At 38.4% G+C, this 20,296-nt stretch carries 21 protein-coding genes and 1 tRNA gene; 17 read left to right on the top strand and 5 right to left on the bottom strand.

Annotated features, from left to right (window positions below):
• Positions 1-128 precede the first annotated feature (128 nt).
• Together V757_RS29480 and gltX are read right to left on the bottom strand one after the other, a co-directional pair.
• Positions 129-305, bottom strand: coding sequence for a hypothetical protein (locus V757_RS29480; protein ID WP_023953375.1), 177 nt, complete (start codon positions 303-305; stop codon positions 129-131).
• Positions 306-947: 642 nt separating this feature from the next.
• Complete coding sequence (gene gltX, locus V757_RS26920; protein ID WP_023953373.1) at positions 948-2,336, bottom strand: glutamate--tRNA ligase; 1,389 nt, start codon at positions 2,334-2,336, stop codon at positions 948-950.
• Positions 2,337-2,443: 107 nt separating this feature from the next.
• Between gltX and V757_RS26915 the strand changes: the two genes are divergently transcribed.
• A complete protein-coding gene (locus V757_RS26915) occupies positions 2,444-4,897 on the top strand; it encodes a bifunctional acetate--CoA ligase family protein/GNAT family N-acetyltransferase (protein WP_023953371.1) in 2,454 nt (817 codons plus the stop codon).
• A 73-nt stretch (positions 4,898-4,970) separates the two neighbouring features.
• Here V757_RS26915 and V757_RS26910 read toward each other — a convergent pair whose 3' ends face one another.
• Positions 4,971-5,642 (bottom strand): alpha/beta hydrolase, encoded by a 672-nt coding sequence (locus V757_RS26910; RefSeq protein ID WP_023953369.1) that lies wholly within the window; start codon positions 5,640-5,642, stop codon positions 4,971-4,973.
• Between the two features lie 8 nt (positions 5,643-5,650).
• On the bottom strand, positions 5,651-6,190 hold the full coding sequence (yjgA, locus tag V757_RS26905; RefSeq protein WP_023953367.1) for a ribosome biogenesis factor YjgA: 540 nt from the start codon (positions 6,188-6,190) through the stop codon (positions 5,651-5,653).
• 94 nt (positions 6,191-6,284) lie between these two features.
• Here yjgA and pmbA point away from each other — a divergent pair, with 94 nt between their 5' ends.
• The 6 genes from pmbA to erpA all read left to right on the top strand — a co-directional run bounded on the left by pmbA (position 6,285) and on the right by erpA (position 11,999).
• A complete protein-coding gene (gene pmbA / locus V757_RS26900) occupies positions 6,285-7,613 on the top strand; it encodes a metalloprotease PmbA (RefSeq protein WP_023953365.1) in 1,329 nt (442 codons plus the stop codon).
• Between the two features lie 102 nt (positions 7,614-7,715).
• Complete coding sequence (locus V757_RS26895) at positions 7,716-8,819, top strand: TRAP transporter substrate-binding protein (protein ID WP_023953363.1); 1,104 nt, start codon at positions 7,716-7,718, stop codon at positions 8,817-8,819.
• A 519-nt stretch (positions 8,820-9,338) separates the two neighbouring features.
• Entirely contained in the window at positions 9,339-9,767 is a 429-nt protein-coding gene (gene rplM, locus V757_RS26890) for a 50S ribosomal protein L13 (protein ID WP_023953361.1), read from the top strand.
• A gap of 9 nt (positions 9,768-9,776) precedes the next feature.
• Positions 9,777-10,169: a 30S ribosomal protein S9 gene (gene rpsI / locus V757_RS26885; RefSeq protein WP_023953358.1), complete on the top strand. Its 393-nt coding sequence runs from the start codon at positions 9,777-9,779 to the stop codon at positions 10,167-10,169.
• Positions 10,170-10,461: 292 nt separating this feature from the next.
• Positions 10,462-11,508 carry an N-acetyl-gamma-glutamyl-phosphate reductase gene (gene argC / locus V757_RS26880; RefSeq protein WP_023953356.1) on the top strand — a complete coding sequence of 349 codons (1,047 nt, stop codon included), beginning with the start codon at positions 10,462-10,464 and terminating at the stop codon, positions 11,506-11,508.
• A gap of 128 nt (positions 11,509-11,636) precedes the next feature.
• The gene (gene erpA, locus V757_RS26875) at positions 11,637-11,999 is read left to right on the top strand and encodes an iron-sulfur cluster insertion protein ErpA (protein WP_023953354.1); all 363 of its coding nucleotides are present in this window, start codon (positions 11,637-11,639) and stop codon (positions 11,997-11,999) included.
• A 173-nt stretch (positions 12,000-12,172) separates the two neighbouring features.
• Here erpA and V757_RS26870 read toward each other — a convergent pair whose 3' ends face one another.
• Complete coding sequence (locus V757_RS26870; protein WP_023953352.1) at positions 12,173-13,285, bottom strand: anhydro-N-acetylmuramic acid kinase; 1,113 nt, start codon at positions 13,283-13,285, stop codon at positions 12,173-12,175.
• Between the two features lie 156 nt (positions 13,286-13,441).
• On the opposite strand from V757_RS26870, the gene tyrS reads away from it, so the two are divergent.
• The 10 genes from tyrS to V757_RS28535 form a co-directional block, all read left to right on the top strand.
• Entirely contained in the window at positions 13,442-14,665 is a 1,224-nt protein-coding gene (tyrS, locus tag V757_RS26865; protein ID WP_023953351.1) for a tyrosine--tRNA ligase, read from the top strand.
• Positions 14,666-14,694: 29 nt separating this feature from the next.
• Positions 14,695-15,327, top strand: coding sequence for a YbhB/YbcL family Raf kinase inhibitor-like protein (locus V757_RS26860; RefSeq protein WP_023953349.1), 633 nt, complete (start codon positions 14,695-14,697; stop codon positions 15,325-15,327).
• Positions 15,328-15,357: 30 nt separating this feature from the next.
• Positions 15,358-16,602 carry a serine hydroxymethyltransferase gene (gene glyA / locus V757_RS26855; protein ID WP_023953347.1) on the top strand — a complete coding sequence of 415 codons (1,245 nt, stop codon included), beginning with the start codon at positions 15,358-15,360 and terminating at the stop codon, positions 16,600-16,602.
• A 61-nt stretch (positions 16,603-16,663) separates the two neighbouring features.
• A complete protein-coding gene (gene nrdR / locus V757_RS26850; protein WP_023953344.1) occupies positions 16,664-17,116 on the top strand; it encodes a transcriptional regulator NrdR in 453 nt (150 codons plus the stop codon).
• 26 nt (positions 17,117-17,142) lie between these two features.
• Positions 17,143-18,291, top strand: a complete 1,149-nt coding sequence (gene ribD, locus V757_RS26845) for a bifunctional diaminohydroxyphosphoribosylaminopyrimidine deaminase/5-amino-6-(5-phosphoribosylamino)uracil reductase RibD (RefSeq protein WP_023953342.1) — start codon at positions 17,143-17,145, stop codon at positions 18,289-18,291.
• A gap of 29 nt (positions 18,292-18,320) precedes the next feature.
• Complete coding sequence (locus tag V757_RS26840; RefSeq protein WP_023953340.1) at positions 18,321-18,935, top strand: riboflavin synthase; 615 nt, start codon at positions 18,321-18,323, stop codon at positions 18,933-18,935.
• Positions 18,936-18,984: 49 nt separating this feature from the next.
• Positions 18,985-19,072, top strand: a tRNA-Ser gene (locus tag V757_RS26835).
• 388 nt (positions 19,073-19,460) lie between these two features.
• A complete protein-coding gene (locus tag V757_RS26830; protein WP_023953338.1) occupies positions 19,461-19,742 on the top strand; it encodes a type II toxin-antitoxin system RelB/DinJ family antitoxin in 282 nt (93 codons plus the stop codon).
• On the top strand, positions 19,735-20,025 hold the full coding sequence (locus tag V757_RS26825) for a type II toxin-antitoxin system YafQ family toxin (RefSeq protein ID WP_023953336.1): 291 nt from the start codon (positions 19,735-19,737) through the stop codon (positions 20,023-20,025). Before V757_RS26830 ends, V757_RS26825 begins: the two co-directional genes overlap by 8 nt.
• Before the next feature lie 153 nt (positions 20,026-20,178).
• On the top strand, positions 20,179-20,296 hold a 118-nt coding region (locus tag V757_RS28535), incomplete at its 3' end, for a helix-turn-helix domain-containing protein (RefSeq protein ID WP_023953334.1).

The following is a 20,296-nucleotide window of genomic DNA, read 5'->3' as shown; positions in this document are numbered from 1 at the left end:
TTGCTGTTTTTTTAGCTGGGGTCTTTATGGCTTCGTCCTTGTTGGTTTATGTGGCTTGTCTTTAGTTCGCATGCTTTTTTTTGCAGGTAGKCTTTATCGGCTGTTTTCTGTTTTAGCGATCAGCTTTGCTAGCCGCTTTTTTTGCAGGTGCTTTGGTTCGCTGCTGTTTTAGTAGTAGCTTTAGTAGCTACTTTTTTAGCAGGGGTAGCTGCTGCTACTGCCTCTGTTTTTACATTAGTATCTTTTGTTTCAGTAGACGTTGTTTTGGCTACCTTTTTAGCCGCTGCTTTTTTCGCTTGTGCCATATTACACTCCTGAGATAATTTGGTTAGGGTCCTAGTATAGATAAATTCAAAAGAATTAATACTTAAAGATTACAATATTATTGATTGAAAATCACGTAATTTTTTATTAATCTTCAATAGCTTAGCTGAGTTAAGGAGTGTTTTTTGAGAATATTTTTATTGAATTTTTTAATTTGATTTAAATTTAAAATAATTTTTCTGAAAAATTAATCTAATTTTTTGGTTTAAAAAATAATCTACTCGAGTCAAAATAAGTAAAAAAAAGGTTTGTAAAAAATAATAAAAATAATGATGGGATACTGTCTATTGTAGTGGAGGGGTGTTAATAATGGCAGATATTGATTTTAACGTTTGTTTGCAATTTGACTGAATTCCCTTTCGATAAAATAATTTTCATAGACTAAGAATGAAAAATTTTAAATTTAAATTAATTTTTAAATTAAACAAAAATAGTCTATATTTAAATCTTAATTTAAGAACTAGTATGGTATAAAACCAACATTTTCTTTATTTAATACTAATCTAGAGACAGCAAAACCATTCAAATTATCGTCAAAGTATAGCTACTTCTAACTCAAATAGAATGGTTTAGTCTGTAGAAGAAAAGAAGACTTATTATTTAATACTATGTTTAACTAGGCTTTATTTAAGTCTATTTAATACTGTCTGTTTGCCCAAAATAGCAAGCACTTGATCAACAGCTGGTGTCTGTTTTTGACCTGTTACTAATAAGCGTAAGGGAATACCTAACGCAGGCATTTTGACATTATGTTTAGCAAGAGTCTCTTTGATAAGTGCTGAAATAGTCTCACTTGTCCAGTCCTGAATATTTTCTGCTTGTGCAGCAAAGTCAGCCACAATACGTTTAGCATCATCAGTCACAAACTGTGTGAGTAGTTCAGGGCTTGCTTCTTTAAACGGTGCACAAAATAGCATGGCTTCATCAGCTAATTGCTCTAGTGTTTCTGCTCTATCTTTGAATAAAGCAAGTACAGAAGGTAAGTTTGTATTGAGAACATCACCACCACGAGCAACAATGCGAGGGGTTACGGAGGCAACTAATTCTTCATCACTAAGTTGTTTAATGTAATGAGCATTGACCCAGTTAAGTTTTTTGGGATCCCATTGTGCCGCAGATTTTGATAAGTGATTGGTATCAAACCATTCCACTAATTGCTCACGTGTAAAAATTTCATCGTCACCATGACTCCAACCGAGGCGAGCAAGATAATTAATCATTGCATCAGGTAAGTAACCGTCAGCATCATATTGCATGACACTTACTGCCCCATGACGTTTAGATAATTTTTGACCATCAGGACCGAGAATCATAGGTAAGTGACCATAAATAGGTAAAGGCGCATTTAGGGCTTTGAGAATATTGATTTGTCTTGGCGTATTATTCACATGGTCATCCCCCCTAATGACATGCGTAATTTGCATATCCCAATCATCTACAACAACGCAGAAATTATAAGTAGGTGAGCCATCTTGGCGAGCAATAATTAAATCATCTAATTCTTGGTTATCAATGGTAATAGTGCCTTTAAGCATATCATCCCAAGATACAGATCCCTCAGTTGGATTTTTAAAACGAACAACAGGTTTTCTTCCCTCTGGAATCGGAGGAAGTGTTTTGCCTGGTTCTGGACGCCAAGTACCGTCATATTTGGGTTTTAACCCTTTTGATTTTGCTAGCTCACGCATTTGCTCAACCTCTTCAGGCGTGCTATAGCAGTAATATGCCGTGCCTTCATTGAGCATTTGAGCGATAACTTCTTTATAGCGATCAAAACGTTTTGTTTGGTAAAAAGGTCCTTCATCATGATCTAAACCTAACCATTGCATGCCATCAATAATGGCTTGAACAGCTTCGGGTGTTGAACGTTCTAAATCGGTATCTTCGATACGAAGAACAAACACACCTTGATGATGACGAGCATAAGCCCACGAAAATAATGCAGTGCGAGCACCACCTAGATGTAAATAGCCAGTAGGTGATGGAGCAAAACGCGTACGAACAATAGACATAAAATTAAAATACGGTAAATAAATATAAATGATAACAAGCTATAAGTTTACAATATAGCTAAATAATAATTTCTCTATTTTAACTTATCTTGACCGAGAGAACGACAATGTTAAGACATCGCCTTGCTTCATTTTTTGAGCCCAAATCATTGGTCATTATTACGGATACTGATTTGCCGATATTATCAGCATTGCCTGCTTCATTAGGTAATGCAACGACGTTAGTTCAGTTATATGGGGAGCAAGAGAGTATCCCAACTATTTTTGAACAGTATCCTTTGTCAGAGCAAAAGGAATTAGCTGTTGTTTGTGTAAATCCCTCTAAATTGAATGAGGTGTTAGCTTATTTAGAACAATCCCCTCCTAAAGCCATGCTAATGCTTGCTCCAAATACTATTGATATGGAGCCAAAGGAGAGTAAACAGTTAATTTATGAGTGGTCCAAAAAACATAATGTGATGCTACTCGGCTCACGAAGTTTTGGGATTCAACGACCTCATTTAAATTTAAACTTAAGTCGTTCATCAGCAGCAAAGTCAGGAAAAATTGCTGTTGTTTCTCAGTCTAGAATGCTAGTGATGTCTATTTTAGACTGGGCGCTGGATACCAATATTGGCTTATCTGCTGTTGTTTCATTGGGTGAGGCTAATGGTATTACGTTACCTGAAGTGATTGAATATTTTGCAGGTGACCCACGCACGGATAGCATAGTCGTGTACTTGGATAAGTTATCACAAGGTAGAGAATTAATTAGTTCTATTCGAACAGCTTCCAGTGTTAAGCCCGTTGTTGTATTAAGAGCTGGTCGTACTGATAGTGACTTAAAAGGGAGCGATCAAGTATTTGATGCTGCTTTACGTCGCTCGGGCGCTGTGCGTGTTCCATATTTTGTGGACTTATTCTCATCACTCAAAGCATTGACCCATAAGCGTCGGCCAAAAGGTGGAAATATTGCGGTAATTGCTAATGGTAGGGCTCAAGCACAACTTATGCTAGATGAAATGTTATCTAGTAGTCAAATCATGAAACGTGCTGTTTTTTCTCAGGAAACAATGACGCAATTAACCCAAATATTGGGAGCGGGTTGTTTGGTGAATAATCCCATTATTGCTTATGAACCCATCACTGGGGAAAAATTAGTGGAATGTTTGAAGGTACTACAAAGCGATCCAAATGTGGATGCGATTATGCCAATTTTAGCGCCTGATGATGCGAGTGACATGCCAGAGGTCGTGAATAGTTTAGTCAGTTTTGCCCCGCGTTCTTCGAAACCAATTCTGAATACACTTATTGGTGAATATTTGATGAAGCCGTTACGTAGGATTATTGATCAATCTGGATCGCCTTCATTTAGAACACCTGAAACAGCAATTTCAGGTATGAGTGCCTTAATTTCATATCACTATAACCAGCAGTTACTGCAACAAATTCGTATTCCACTCTTTGATATTGAGGCTGCACAGACTCAAGCGGGTATTGATCTGATCAATGGACTAAGAATGCAACAGCGTAGAGAGCTTAGTAAAGAAGAATGTTATCAGTTATTGAAGTTCTATCATGCTGATATTCATTGGGGGGTGGATAAAGAAGATGAACAATATTCGGTCGATGATGATATTCCTGCCCTTAGAATTCTCGTAAAACGTGATCCAATATTTGGACCTTGGATTTATTTTGGAGAGGGTGGCCATGAGGTAAAAATTCCTGTAGATGATCAAGGGCTAGATTTGCCGCCACTTAATTCCTATTTAGCCGCACAACTGATTGAACGTAGTCGTCTATATAGACAAGAGTTGCAAATTTATATTGAACCACCTATTTTTACTAAACTACAAAAATTATTAGAGGTTGTGTCTGATTTGGTAAAAGACTTTCCGGGTATTGAAGAACTAGAGATAAATCCGATAGTCATTGGTTATCGTCATTTAAATGTACATGATATTCGTATTCAATTAACGAGCCAGACAATGCCTGATAAGCCTTTTCAAAGTGGTTATGAGCATATGGCGATTTATCCTTATCCAGGATATTTGATAGAGCACCATACGTTTAAAGATGGTCGTGAATGGACGTTGCGTCCTATACGCCCAGAGGATGCAGAACAAATGCAAGAGTTTATACGGTCATTGTCTGCTGAGTCGCGATATATGCGTTTTGTTTCAATGATGAAAGAGTTAACGCCTAAAATGCTAACGCGTTACACGTATGTAGACTATCACCGAGAGCTTGCTTTGGTTGCGACGACAATGGTGCCTAATCCAGAAAATCGTGGCTTGCCAAAAGAGATTATTATTGGTCTAGCACACTATTTACGTAATAGTGATGGTGTAGGGGCAGAATATGCCTTAGTGATCGGTGATGATTGGCAAGGTAGAGGCTTGGGTCGAAAATTGATGTCGACTTTATTAGAAGAGGCTAAAAATCAAGGTCTAGAGTATATTGAAGGAGTTGTTCTAACAAATAATAAACCGATGTTGGGTTTGATGACAGGACTTGGTCTAACGAATGATCCTGACCCTGAGGATCCTGCTATGCGTCGAGTATGGATGTCGTTCAAATAGCAATCGAAAAGTATTTAAATAGACTAAGTAATCAGATTACTTAGTCTATTGTGGCAAGTTTTTTTGTGGCTATTTAACGCAAAATATGTTGTAAAAAGAGTGATAAATCATTAATTTCTGGCGCACAAACTTGGTGACCCATAGGATAGTTCTTCCAGGTGATGCTGTAATTAAGGTTTGTTAGTACATCATGACTTAGACTAGCGGCTTGTAGAGGAACAACAGGGTCAAAAGATCCGTGAGCCATAAAGATAGGTGTTTGTCGATTAGCCTCTGAAAGCTCAGCTTCAATTGTTGTGTGCAAAGGTAAATAACCAGACAAGCAAATAAGCCCAGCCAGTTTTTCAGGGTAACGTAGTCCAGTTTGTAATGTCATTGCGCAGCCTTGAGAAAAACCAGCCAGAATAATATGGTTGGTCGGAATGTCTCTATTGTTTTCTTGTTTAATCAATGCTTCAATCTGTTGTTGTGATTCACGCAAACCTTGCTCATCAGCACGTTGATTCAAACTAGTTAAGTCTAAAATATCATACCAGCCACGCATTGCCATACCATTGTTGATAGTGATGGGGCGAATAGGGGCATTAGGAAAAACAAAACGAACACCAATATTAGCTGGGAGTTTTAATTCGGGTACAATTGGTAAAAAATCATTAGCGTCAGCACCTAAACCATGTAGCCAGATGATGCTATATTGCACGTCATCTTTTGTTTGAACTTCAACGGTTTCTAAAAGTTTGCTCATCACGATACCTATTTAATAATAAAGGGTTTTAGAAATTGAAATAAAGCACGATAATTTTTTTTCTGAGGTTCCTGATTCTCGTTTAAATTGGCATTATGTGTTTTTTCTTTCCGAGCCGCACGAATTAAGTTACGCAATGGTTGAATATCTATTTCAGGGTATTCAGATAATAACATAGTGAGCTCATCATCTCTTTCGATAAGTCTATCTCGCAATGTTTCGAGCTGATGCATCTGATCAGTTACTTCTTTGGATCCATTTTCCCAAACATCTAATTGATGTTTAATAGCATCAATGTCAGCATTGCGCATCAATTTGCCAACATAGTGCACTTGACGTCGTTTACCTTCACCTCTGTCTTTGATTTTTTGACAAATGCGAATAGCATCAAGGAGTTTTTCATCAAGAGGTAGCTGTTTGACTTTGTCAAAGGGTAATTCAATGACTTTTTTGCCTAAATCAGTAATCGCTAATAGTTCACGTTTAACTTGTGATTTACTGGGACCGTCATAAAAATCGTCCTCTTCGGTATAATCCATTTCATTCATATGCAATAAATATACTTTAATTAATAAATATCCGTTATCATACCCTTGAGACAGTATCAATGTCAGGTAAGTTTAACTAATATCGTTAGAAAGCATGAAAAAAAATTTTGAAGCCTTAGTACAATTTGCATTAGATGAAGCAAAAAAATTAGGGGCTAGCCAATCGGTGGCTGAAGTCTCTGAATCTAGTGGTCTATCAGTGACTGCCCGCAAAGGTAAAGTTGAAACAGTAGAAAAAACCAATGATTGTTCTTTGGGCATTACCGTTTATAAAGGGAAAGCACGAGCTTCAGCATCGACATCGTCCTTAGATAAGGATGCTATCAAAACGACAGTAAAAGCGGCTTGGGATATTGCACAATATACCGCAGAGGACGAATTTGCTGGTTTACCTGACAAAGAAGATTTAGCCACAAAGTTTCCTGATCTGAAACTTTATAAACCTTGGGATATTTCTTCCCAAGAGGCGATTGATTTAGCGATCGAAGTAGAGGATGCCGCACTATCTTATTCTTCAGATATCACTAATTCTGATGGAGGATCGATTAATACCAGTTCGGGTAGATTTGTCTTAGCGAATTCGCATGGTTTTATGGCAGGCTACCCTTATTCGAATCATGGTATGTCTGTGGTTGTGATTGCGGGCAAAGGTCAAAAAATGCAACGTGATTATTGGTATACCTCAGATCGGTACCCAGAACGTTTAGCTAAGCCGAAAGCTGTAGGTGAATATGCTGCGCAACGTGCTTTAGCGAGGCTAGGTGCTAGCCGGTTACCAACCGGCAAATATCCTGTTTTATTTGAGGCACCTTTGGCGATTGGTTTATTAGGTGCATTTACCCAAGCAATTAGTGGTGGTGCTTTATATCGAAAATCGAGTTTTTTGTGTGACAGCTTAGACACACAAGTGATGGCAGAGCATCTAAATATTATCGATGACCCGTTTATCAAGGGAGCTATGGGGAGTTCAGCGTTTGATGAAGAGGGTGTTCGTACACAAAAACGGCAGTTATTAGAAAACGGTATATTAAGAGGGTATTTGCTTTCAACCTATACCGCTCGTAAACTTGGCATGCGTACAACAGGGAATGCGGGTGGATCACATAATCTGAGTATTACTTCTTCACTGACTAAAAAACAGGATTCTTTTGAGCAAATGTTGAGAAAAATGGGTACTGGCTTATTAGTCACCGACTTAATGGGACAGGGCGTAAATTACGTTACTGGTGATTATTCTCGAGGAGCATTTGGTTATTGGGTGGAAAACGGAATAATTCAGTATCCTGTTCAGGAAATCACCATTGCCGGCAATCTTAAGGATATGTTTAGACAAATTGTGGCGATTGGTAGTGATACTTATACTCGTGGCTCAAAAACATCGGGGTCAATACTAATTGAACAAATGTCAGTAGCTGGTATATAAAGGATGATAATTGCTTTTTGTCGCATTAAAAATCATTTTGCAACAAGACAACTGTTAGTGCAAGACATAAAAATTGAAAATTAAAGTTTTAAGGAGAAATCAATGGAACGTCGTTCGTTTTTGAAAAAAGCGGGTATGGGTGCCATTGCGGGTAGTGTTGTAATTGGTGCGCCAGCAATTGCTCAAGAAAACCCAGAAATTAAATGGCGCATGGTGTCAAGCTTCCCTCGTAGCTTACCTGCGTTATATGGTACTGGTGAAAAATTTGTGAAATATGTGAAAGAGATGACAGGCGGTAAATTCCAAATTGACTCTTTCCCACCAGGTGAAATCGTTCCTGCTCTTCAAGTCATGGATGCTGTTTCTAATAATACTGTTCAAGCTGGTCATAGCTGTGGTTACTACTATTTTGGTAAAAATCCAGCGTTCTGTTTTGATACAGCGGTACCTTTTGGTTTAACTGCACGTCAAATGAGTGCATGGATGATCGAAGGTAATGGTATGAAGCTGCTTCGTGAGCTATTTGACGGAGTAAATATCGTTAACTTCATGCTAGGTAATACAGCGGCACAAATGGGTGGTTGGTACCGTAAAGAGTTAAAAACCAAAGATGATTTCAAAGGTTTGAAAATGCGTACATCTGGGATGAATGGTGCTTTACTTGCTCGCCTAGGTGTTGTTCCTCAACAATTAGCTGGTGGTGATATTTATCCATCTCTAGAAAAAGGTACATTGGACGCTGTTGAGTTCGTGGGTCCATACGATGATGAGAAATTAGGGTTTGCTAAGGTAGCTAAATACTACTACTACCCAGGTTTCTGGGAAGCTGGTCCACAGGTTTCTTTATTTACGAATAAAGATGCATTTAATGCCTTACCAGAAAACTACAAAACAGTTATCGAAACTGCGTCACGAGCTGCTACGATGGATATGACAGCTGTTTATGATGCACAAAACCCAGGTGCATTACGTCGTCTTATCGCTTCTGGTGCAGAGTTAAGAGAATTCCCTCGCGATATTATGGAAGCGGCTTATGAGGCAGCATTAGAAATGTACAAAGAGTACTGCGATAAAGATCCGATGTTCAAGAAAATCTATGACGACTACATGGGCTTCCGTGATGATGTAGCACCATGGTTTAACGTTGTAGAGGGTTCATATACACGTTTCTTATCTGCAATGATTTCTAAACACCGTAAATCATAATTAGATTTACGTAGAGAATACGTTAGGTTGTTGATAAGGTCGTACTTTCGGCGTGCAGGTTTTTCAAAATGAAAGTTAAGAGAGTTTTCTTGGCTGCTAAATTGGAAAACCTGCACGTCAAAATAGTAAGAAAGGATTATCCGTACCCTAACGTAGATAATACGTATTTTAAAAAATAAGTCGGAGTCATACTAAGTGGTGTGATTCCGATTTTTATTTGGTTACAGTGGTGGAGATAATTGTTTTGGGGAAGATTAGAAAGTACTAATAAGCCTAAGAGAAAGTATAAGATTTCTCCAGAAATTGTCTTTTTTTTGCTATCAATTCATCTATTTATTTGTTTTATATAAGAAAAATTGAAAAATATACGTGTTATATTTACTGGCTAACCCTGATGTACTGTCGAGTTGAAAGATTATTTTCAACACAATAACGGCACGGCATGGCAGTTTTAAAGTAGTTCTAGAGAGCACTTTGGGGCTGTAGGGCATTTTTAAATTTATTTAGGATACTAAAATCATGAAGACATTCGTGGCAAAACCGCATGAAGTCAAACGTGAATGGTATGTTATCGATGCAAAAGGCAAAGTCCTTGGTCGTGTAGCCAGCGAAGTTGCACGCCGTTTGCGTGGTAAACATAAACCTGAGTTCACTCCTCACGTTGATACAGGCGATTACATTGTAATTATCAATGCTCAAGATATCGTTGTAACTGGTAGCAAGTTCGAAGATAAGAAATACTTCCGTCATACAGGTTATCCTGGTGGTATTTACGAAACTAACTTCCGTAAGTTACAAGAGCGTTTCCCAGGTCGTGCAATCGAGAAAGCTGTTAAAGGCATGTTACCGAAAGGTCCTTTGGGCTACGCAATGATCAAAAAACTTAAGGTCTATGCAGGTAGCGAGCATCCTCACTCAGCACAGCAACCTAAACAGCTGGATATTTAAGGATAAATCATGATTGGTAATTGGAATTATGGAACAGGTCGCCGCAAAACTTCAGTGGCTCGTGTGTTCTTGAAAAAAGGTTCAGGTAACATCGTTGTAAATGGTAAAACAGTAGATGAGTACTTTGCTCGTCAAACTGGTCGTATGATTGTACGTCAACCATTAGTTTTAGTGGATATGCAAGAATCATTTGATATCCAAATTAATGTTCATGGTGGTGGTGAGAGTGGCCAAGCAGGTGCTGTTCGTCACGGTATCACTCGTGCATTAATTGATTACGATGCAGAATTAAAATCAGCTTTATCTAAAGCAGGTTATGTTACTCGTGATGCTCGTGAAGTTGAACGTAAAAAAGTTGGTTTACGCAAAGCACGTCGTCGCAAACAGTTCAGCAAACGCTAATCTTTTTGGCGATATTATCAAAAGCCCACAGTGTTTTCATTGTGGGCTTTTTGTTTTTCATCGTTGTGGAGCTGTGAACTAGTGTGAAAACGTGTTTTGGGAGCGCGATAAGCTATGCTTATAAGAGTGATGGTTTTGTTAAATTTGATTATTTCAGACGTTAGATCTGACGTAAGTTTAAAAAAGAATGAAACAGCTATATTGAAAACCAATAGATAGACACTATTTTTGCGAGTATAGTAGAGAAATTAACGTAAAATAAAAATATATTTTTGCATGGAGTTTGTTTTTATTGAGCCAAAAAATAAAAGTCGGTATTGTGGGTGGAACAGGATATACAGGCGTGGAGCTTTTGCGCTTGCTAGCGTTGCATCCAAACGTGCAGCTTCATGCGATTACGTCACGCAAAGAAGAAGGCATGAAGGTGGCTGAAATGTTTCCTAATCTTAGGGGAAAAGTAGATTTGGCCTTTTCTACTCCAGAAAATGCTGCGTTAACAGAATGTGACGTGGTATTTTTTGCAACCCCACATGGTGTTGCTATGGCACAGGCTCAAGAGTTACTAGATGCAGGTGTTAAGGTAATTGATTTGGCAGCAGACTTTCGCTTGCAAGATACAGCTGTATTTGAAAAATGGTATAAGATGCCACATGGTTGCCCAGATATCCTAAAACAGAGTACTTATGGTTTAGTTGAAATTAATCGTGAGAAAATTGCTCAAAGTAAAGTGATTGGTAATCCGGGTTGCTACCCCACTACGGTAATTCTTGGTTTGGCTCCTGTGCTAGAGAAACGTTTGGTAGAGATAGATCATATTGTTGCGGATTGTAAGTCAGGTGTCTCGGGTGCTGGACGTAAAGCAGAAGTGGGTACTTTATTCTCAGAAGCATCTGATAATTTTAAAGCATATGGTGTTTCAGGGCATAGACATCACCCTGAGATTTCAGAGCAATTAAGTAAATTAGCGGGTGCTGAGGTAGGCTTATTATTTGTTCCTCATTTGGTGCCAATGATTCGAGGCATGTTATCAACGATTTATGTCAAAATTAAACCAGATGCATTAGCTACGGACTTCCAAAAATTGTATGAAGAACGTTACGCAAATGAGCAATTTATTGATGTGATGCCGGCGGGAAGTTTGCCAGAGACACGTAGTGTAAGGGCGTCAAATCAGCTAAGAATTGCATTGCATAGACCTGGTAATGGTGATACGCTGGTTATCGTTGTGGTGCAAGATAATTTAGTGAAAGGTGCTGCTGGGCAAGCTGTGCAAAATATGAATGTGCTTTTTGGTTTAGCAGAAAATACTGGGCTAAACCATGTGGCGGTATTACCATAGGGATAGATTTATCATGGTAAAAAGCCATAAAGGTAAGAGGCTATAGAGGTCGAATACTTGACTTGTATGGTAAACTATAAATATTAAATTAATATAATTAGTTGGCGATTTATCGTCAGGAGTTAAAAATGAGTGTTATAGAGTCAGTAGATTTACAAATGCCACCATTGTTGGTATTTACCGATGCTGCTGCAGCTAAAGTAAAAGACTTATTAATTGATGAAGGCAATCCAGATTTAAAATTACGTGTGTTTGTCCAAGGTGGTGGTTGTTCTGGTTTCCAATATGGATTTACGTTTGACGAAACAGTTAATGAAGATGATACAACTATAGATAAAGATGGTGTTCAGCTATTAGTGGATCCAATGAGCTTTCAGTATCTTGTCGGCGCTGAGATTGATTACAAAGAGGATATTGAAGGGTCTCAATTTGTGATTCGTAATCCAAATGCATCGACAACATGTGGTTGTGGTTCATCATTTAGTGTTTAAATCCTAATAAACAGATATACAGTAAGTAGCTGTTTATGATGAAAAACCAAGTATCTTTTGGATACTTGGTTTTTTTATGTCTGTGTTTTGAACTGGTATTAAAAAGAGGGAGATCATAAGAGCCCAGACTAAGTTATAGCCGTTTATCTTTTCAATATTACTTTTAATATTACTTATCGTGGGTAGTAAGCACCAGCTATTGTCCTATGCTCAGAGCCGGTTAAAGCAGGAAAATTAAGTGCTTCTTTATGCACAAATGCTTTTGCTAGCCAAGCAAAAGCTAGTGCTTCAATCGCTTGACTATCATAACCATAGTTATCAATAGGATTTACATCGCATTGAAGAAGTGTTTTCAGTTCTTCAATCAGGGCAGTATTTTTACTTCCTCCGCCACAAACAATCAACTCATCAATATCACTTTGATAGCGTTTGATAGCACTAGCAATGCTATGAGTAGTTAGGGCTCTAAGTGTGGCCATTACATCTTCTGGACGTAAAGAGGCGAATGCTTGCAAGTGTTGGGTTAGCCAGTCTGGGTTAAATAAGTCTCTACCTGTTGATTTTGGTGCTGGCAGATTAAAATAGGGATCATCTAGAAAATCTTCTAATAAGCCAGGAAGGACATTGCCTGTAGCACCCCATGCACCATTTTCGTCATAGTTCTCGCCACGATAAAGGTGAACCCAGTAATCCATCAACGCATTGGCAGGTCCCGTATCCAAGCCAAGTAGAGGTTGGTTGGGTGTTAGTACCGTAATGTTGGCAATCCCCCCTAAGTTTAGAATTACCCGTTTTTTTTGTGCATCTCTAAATAGAGCTTCATGCAATAGAGGGGCAAAAGGTGCTCCTTGACCACCAGCAGCCACATCGCGACTCCTAAAGTCAGCAATAACATCAATATTGGTAAGCTCGGCTAATAGAGCAGGCGCATTTAATTGAATGGTAAAATTTAAATCTGGTCTATGTCTAACCGTTTGACCATGAGCACCTATAGCTGTGACTTGAGTAGCGGTAATATCGCTTGATTTTAGCAAGTCATAAACACAGTGTGAGTATAATTGTGCTAATTGGTTAGCGGCTATGGCTGCCTTTTCCAGTTCATTGTTTCCGGACTTATTTAGGCTTAAAAAAGTTTCACGTAAAGACTCTGGCATGGCAATACTTTTAAAAGCCACAATATGTGGTTGTATTTGTGTTGAAAAAGCCACTAAAGCACCGTCAACGCCATCTGTACTTGTGCCAGACATTAATCCAATAAAATACTGTAGGTCAGATGATGAATTCATAGTAAAACTTCCCTCAAACATAGGTATAATAAGCCTTAAGCAATAAGTTCTATATTGTAAGACTAAAGCCGATGTTTTAAAACTCAATCGCAATGAAATTAAGAGAGTAGGTAACATGGAGTAAGCCTATTCAAATGAAAAGAAGAGTAGAGAGTAATGTCTGAAATTAAGATCAGTACTGAAGTTCAAGAAGATATGCGTACCGTGTTACGTGGTGTTGATGAGTTACTAGTTGAGACAGAGTTTGCTCAAAAATTACAAAAAAGTCGGGATACTGGTGTACCACTTCGTATCAAATTAGGTATGGATCCGACAGCACCAGATATTCATCTAGGGCATACTGTGGTACTTACTAAGATGCGTCAGTTGCAAGACATGGGGCATCAAGTGATTTTCTTGATTGGTGATTTTACAGCTGCTATTGGTGATCCTAGTGGTCGCAATTCTACGCGTCCGCCACTTTCGCGTGAACAAATTGAGGTTAATGCACAGACATATTATGAGCAAGCCGCCAAGATTTTAGATCCATCTAAGACAGAAATTCGTTATAACTCAAGTTGGTGTGATGAGCTAGGGGCCAGAGGTCTGATTAAATTAGCCTCTCAATACACGGTTGCTCGCATTATGGAACGCGATGATTTTACCAAGCGTTTTAAGGGCGGAATCCCTATTTCTGTGCATGAATTCCTTTACCCACTATTGCAAGGGTACGATTCAGTGGCACTAAAGGCTGATTTAGAATTAGGTGGGACTGACCAAAAATTTAATTTATTGGTAGGGCGTGAGTTACAAAAAGAATACGGGCAACCACAGCAATCAGTGTTGACAATGCCTTTATTGGTTGGTTTAGACGGTGTTGAAAAAATGTCTAAATCCAAGAATAATTATATTGGTATTACTGAAGCACCTGAAAGTATGTTTGGTAAGGTAATGTCAATTTCTGATACATTGATGTGGAATTACTATGAATTACTTTCATCTAAAACGTTAGATGAAATTGCGACACTTAAAAAACAAACAGAAGAAGGTTTAAATCCACGTAATGTAAAAGTGGCATTGGCTCAAGAATTGATTACTCGTTTTCATAATGCTGCTGCGGCTGAAAAAGCGTTAGCAGATTTTGAGGCACGTTTCCGTGATGGACAAATTCCAGAGGATATGCCAGAGATAACTTTACCCGGCTCGCCTTTAGGGATTGTTGCGGTATTGCGTGAGTCAGGACTTGCTAGTTCAGGATCAGAAGCGACACGCAATATTCAACAAGGTGGTGTCAAAGTTGATGGGCAAAAAATTGAAGATAAAAGCATTCAATTAGAAGTGGGTACTTACGTTGTACAAGTAGGTAAACGTAAATTTGCAAGAATTACAATCACTGCATAATAGTTGTTTTAAACTTAAAGGAATATACTATGAAGCTAACAAGTTTGGGTATTATTAATGGTCAAGCTATACATCCACGTTATGGGTTTGCTAAAAGAGACAAACAAGGTAATGTCGTTTTGTCAGATAACTTAAATCCTGATTTCGAATGGAATGATGTACCTGTTGGAACGCGTTCTTTTGCTCTCATTGCCATAGATACAGATGCACCAACAGTACCTGATGATGTCAACCGTGACGATAGAGAGGTACCGGCTTCATTGCCTAGAGCTCATTTTGTTCACTGGTGCTTAATTGATATTCCTGCCGAAACACGCCATATTGACGAAGGTGCTTTTTCTAAAGGTGTTACACCTAAAGGTAAGGCAGGTCCTTTAACATCACAAGCAACTATGCGTCATGGTCTGAATGACTATACAAGTTGGTTTGCCAATGACCGAGATATGCAAGGTCAATACTTTGGTTACGATGGCCCATGCCCGCCCTTCAATGATGCGTTAGTTCATCGTTACTACTTTACTTTATATGCTTTAGATATTGATACGATTCCTGTAACGGGTGCTTTTACCGCTCAAGATGTGCTTGCTGCTATTGAAGGGCATATCTTGGCTCAAGATACTCTTTACGGAACATATACACTTAATTCGCGCTTGATGCCTTAATTAATCACCATTATTTAGGAGTTTACTCTCATGTTTGATCGTTCTTTAACGCTAGATAAGCAAGACCCAGAATTATGGGCAGCGATTCAAAAAGAAAATGTTCGTCAAGAAGAACATATCGAATTAATCGCGTCAGAAAACTATACAAGCCCTGCGGTTATGCAAGCACAAGGAACACAGCTAACCAATAAATATGCTGAAGGCTATCCAGGTAAACGCTACTATGGTGGTTGTGAGTTTGTAGATATTGTGGAGCAATTAGCCATTGACCGTTTGAAGCAGTTGTTTGGTGCTGAGGCGGCTAACGTTCAGCCTAATTCTGGCTCACAAGCAAACCAAGGTGTTTATATGGCTGTGCTTAAACCAGGTGATACTGTGCTAGGTATGAGTTTAGCCGAAGGTGGTCACTTGACTCACGGCGCTTCTGTGAATGCTTCTGGTAAATTGTACAATTTCATTTCTTATGGTTTAAATGATAAAGAAGAAATTGATTATGACCAGATAGAACGTTTAGCTAAAGAACACAAGCCTAAGCTAATTGTTGCAGGAGCATCTGCTTACGCTTTACGCATTGACTTTGAGCGTATTAGTAAAATTGCACGTGAAAACGGTGCTTATTTTATGGTGGATATCGCACACTATGCAGGTCTAGTAGTGGGTGGTCAGTACCCTAACCCAGTACCTCATGCAGACTTTGTGACATCAACAACGCATAAGTCTCTTCGTGGTCCTCGTGGTGGCGTTATTATGATGAAAGCAGAGCATGAGAAAATCATTAATTCAGCGATTTTCCCTGGCATACAAGGTGGTCCATTAATGCACGTGATTGCAGGTAAAGCGACAGCTTTCAAAGAAGCTCTATCACCAGAGTTTAAGGCTTATGCTGAGCAAGTAGTGCGTAATGCAAAAGTACTTGCTGAAACACTGGTTAAACGTGGTTTGCGAATTGTGTCTGGACGTACAGAGAGCCATGTAATGTTAGTGGACTTACGTAGCAAGGGTATTACTGGTAAATTGGCAGAAGAGGCTTTAGGTAAAGCACATATTACTGTAAATAAAAATGCCATTCCAAATGATCCAGAAAAACCATTTGTGACTAGTGGTATTCGTGTAGGTACGCCAGCGGCGACAACTCGTGGATTTACAGAAGCAGAAATCGAATTAACAGCTAACTTAATTGCGGATGTGTTAGATAATCCGACAGACGAAGCTAATTTAGCTGCTGTTCGTGCTAAAGTGCATGAGTTAACTAAACGTTTCCCAGTGTATAAATAATCGAAGGAATCAAGAAAGAATAATATGAATAAAACGGATATTATTCTTTCTTTGCTAGACTATGAAATGTCCATTCTGTGCCAATCCTGATACACAAGTGACCGACTCACGAACATCTGAGGACGGTTTGGCTATTCGTCGACGTCGTCGCTGTGCTAACTGTGATAAACGTTTTACAACCTATGAGCGTATTGAGCTACAACTACCCATGGTTGTTAAGAGAAATGGCACCAGAATGGATTTTGATTTGGATAAACTCAAAGGTAGTATGCGTATTGCCTTGCGTAAAAGACCTGTCTCTGTTGAAAGTTTCGATGCGGCTATTGGCAGAATTCAAGAAAGACTGATTAATCTGCAAGAAAAAGAAGTGAGTACTGATATGGTGGGTCAAATGGTTATGCAAGAATTAAAGGCATTAGATCAAGTTGCCTATGTGCGGTTTGCCTCTGTTTATCAGAGCTTTGAAGATATCCAAGAATTCATCAAAGCCATTCAAGAAATACAGTCTCCTTAGCAATTACCTTTTTGGCTTAGGCATACATGACTATTTCAGAAAATGATTTGCAGTATATGCAACAAGCATTGGCTTTAGCCCAGTCAGTGCTGTATATTACCGACCCGAATCCTCGTGTAGGGTGTGTGATAGTACACAATCAACATATCATTGGGGAAGGAGCAACTCAGCAAGCAGGAGGTCCTCATGCTGAGATTGTTGCTATTCAGGATGCAAAAAATAAAGGTAATGTTGCCCTGTTAAAAGGTGCTACCTTTTACGTGACTTTAGAGCCATGCAGTCATTTTGGTCGCACACCGCCTTGCGCTAATGCCTTGATTCAGCATCAAATATCACGTGTAGTGATTGCCAGCTTGGATCCTAATCCATTAGTTGGAGGACAAGGAGTTAATCGACTACGAGAAGCAGGGATTCAGGTGGATGTAGCAACACAATTTGTGGAGCAAGCCTTAGCCATAAATCCAGGTTTTATTTCTCGTATGTCAAAAGGTAAGCCTTGGGTATGGAGTAAATTAGCCACTTCTTTAGATGGGAAGTTAGCCTTAAAAAATGGTGTATCTCAGTGGATTACTGGAGAGGCATCAAGAAAGGATGGGCAACATTGGCGAGCGAGGAGTAGCGTTGTTTTGACTGGAATTGGCACCGTGTTAAAAGATAATCCTCAGTTAAATGTGCGCTCATTTATTACACCACGTCAGCCAATACGTGCTGTAATTGATGGAAAATTTCAAATCCCTATTAATGCTAAGATATTTAATGGCGATAAAGTCATTGTGTACACCTATACGGATGATGAGCTAAAGCGTGAGACTTTAGAGCAGAAAAATGTAGAGATTATCAACGCATCTAAAACATCAGAAGGTTTTGTGGATTTACAAGACGTGTGGGCTGATTTTCAACAACGAGGATTTAATGAAGTTCATGTAGAAGCAGGTCCAACATTAAATGGGGCATTATGGCAACAAGGTTTGATAGATGAACTATTAGTGTATATGGCACCAAAAATTATTGGTCCTGGGCAAGAGATGTTTGCATTGAACGCATTAAGTCAATTAGATGGGTTGACACCTTTAACGTGGGTGGATACACAACTTATAGGTACAGATATTCGTTTACGCTTAAGACAAGCAGCTAGGTGGAATGAATTACTCGATGTGATGCAAAGAGCAGAATAACGAATATCAATAGAATTATTGGAGTCAGTATGTTTACAGGAATAGTTTCAGGTATTGGTCAGATTACACATGTGGAGCCTTTAGGTGTTTCAGATCAAGATGGTGTGCGTTTATTTGTTCAAGCGAATAATTTTGATATGAGTCGTGTTAAATTAGGTGACTCTATTGCTATCCAAGGTGCATGTATGACCGTAGTAGCATTTGATGAGCATAGTTTTCAAGTAGATGTATCTAGAGAAAGTTTGAATAAAACCAGTGGTTTGAATAAGCAGGGCGAGGTTAATTTAGAGCATGCTATGAGGCTATCAGACACAGTAGATGGTCACTTAGTCTCAGGTCATGTAGATGGGCTTGGTGAGGTAGTTCACTTTAGCCCAGTGGGCGAATCTATGCTATTGAGTATCCAGTTGCCCAAAGAATTAGCACCCTATATGGCGTATAAAGGATCCATTACGGTCAATGGCGTGAGTCTTACAGTTAATCATGTTGAGGATAATACACAAGGTTGTATTGTATCCATTAACCTAATCCCTCATACTGTTGAAGTAACAACGTTAAAGCATTTAAAAGAGGGCAGCCTTGTCAATATTGAAATTGATACCATTGCTCGTTATGTTGAAAGAATGCTAAAATTAAAAACTTAACGTATAAAATATCAATACAAGAGACCTTAATTAGCGTCTCTTTCTAGTAGGATCGGTGGCCGAGTGGCTTAAGGCACACGCTTGGAAAGCGTGCATACGGAAACGTATCGGGGGTTCGAATCCCCCCCAATCCGCCAAGTATATTATCTAAAAATACTTAGCAAATTAAGTAACTAATAAAAATCCTTGATGACTAATTAATTATCAAGGATTTTTAATGACACCTTTATTTTCATATGTATTTATTGAATTTGGACATGGTAGAGAATAGGTCTTTTATTTAACCTATATTTCAACATATATACCATATGCTCATGATTAAAGAGATAGATAGTTTTGAACTTCATTCCAAGCGTATCAAAGTGTCAGATATGGAAAGGTTATACTCAGTAGATGATCTGATTTTTCAATATATCATGACGTATTTAATTGGTTAAAAAAGTATTAAATTATTATATTTTTCTTTATTTTTTCTTTATATATTATATAATTTATATATAAGTTCTAATAATCAGGAGGATATGTATGGCTACTAGTCAATTTAATATGAGTTTTGATACCAAAACACGTGAGCAATTTTCGAAAGTATTACAGCTGTATGGATTAACTGTGCCTCAAGCCTTTAAGCTCTTTGCTAATCAAGTCATTCGCACAGGTAAAGTGCCCTTATCTTTTGATTGGGCTGATTTAGAGGTTAAAGATAATATTGCGGCTGTTCTTAAACAAAATGAGCAGGAGAAGCGTCAAGGCAAAAGTACAGTATATAAAAACTTTGATGAATTAATGGATAACTTAAAACATGAGTAAACCACGACAAATTGAGGTTTTTAATTCATTTAAGAAAACGGTTAAAAAGCATTATTTACATCTCATTAGTGAAGAGTGGGCAGAAGTCATTTATTGTTTGGTTCACCGTTTGCCATTGCCTGAAAAATATCACGACCATCAGTTAAAAGGTGATCTTAAGTTATATCGTGATTGTCATGTAAAAAATGATTTAGTGTTGTTGTATAAAATTGCAGATAACGATACTACAGTGGAGCTTCATTATTTGGATACCCATTCAGAGATTTTTAAAAACGCCAAGTAAATCACTTTTATCCACAGACACTAAGAAAGGAAGATCTATAAATAACATCAGATGTAGAAGTTCAGACTTCATCTGACAAATGAGTTGCAAAAAAGAGAGTTTCCCGTTTGAATAAGAGGTGCGAATCTTTTAAACAAACAAAAGGAAACTCTCATGTTACATACTACCAATAATGTGATTAAACATAAAGCAGGACTGCTTAATTTAGCAGAGCAATTAAAAAATGTGTCGCAAGCAWKYGACAAAATTATGGGCGTATCGAGGGATACAT

The organism is Pelistega indica, from assembly GCF_000506865.1.
GTDB classification, from domain to species: Bacteria; Pseudomonadota; Gammaproteobacteria; order Burkholderiales; family Burkholderiaceae_B; genus Taylorella; species Taylorella indica.
The sequence above is the reverse complement of the archived record's forward strand: the minus strand, read 5'-3'. Positions and strand labels throughout refer to the sequence as shown.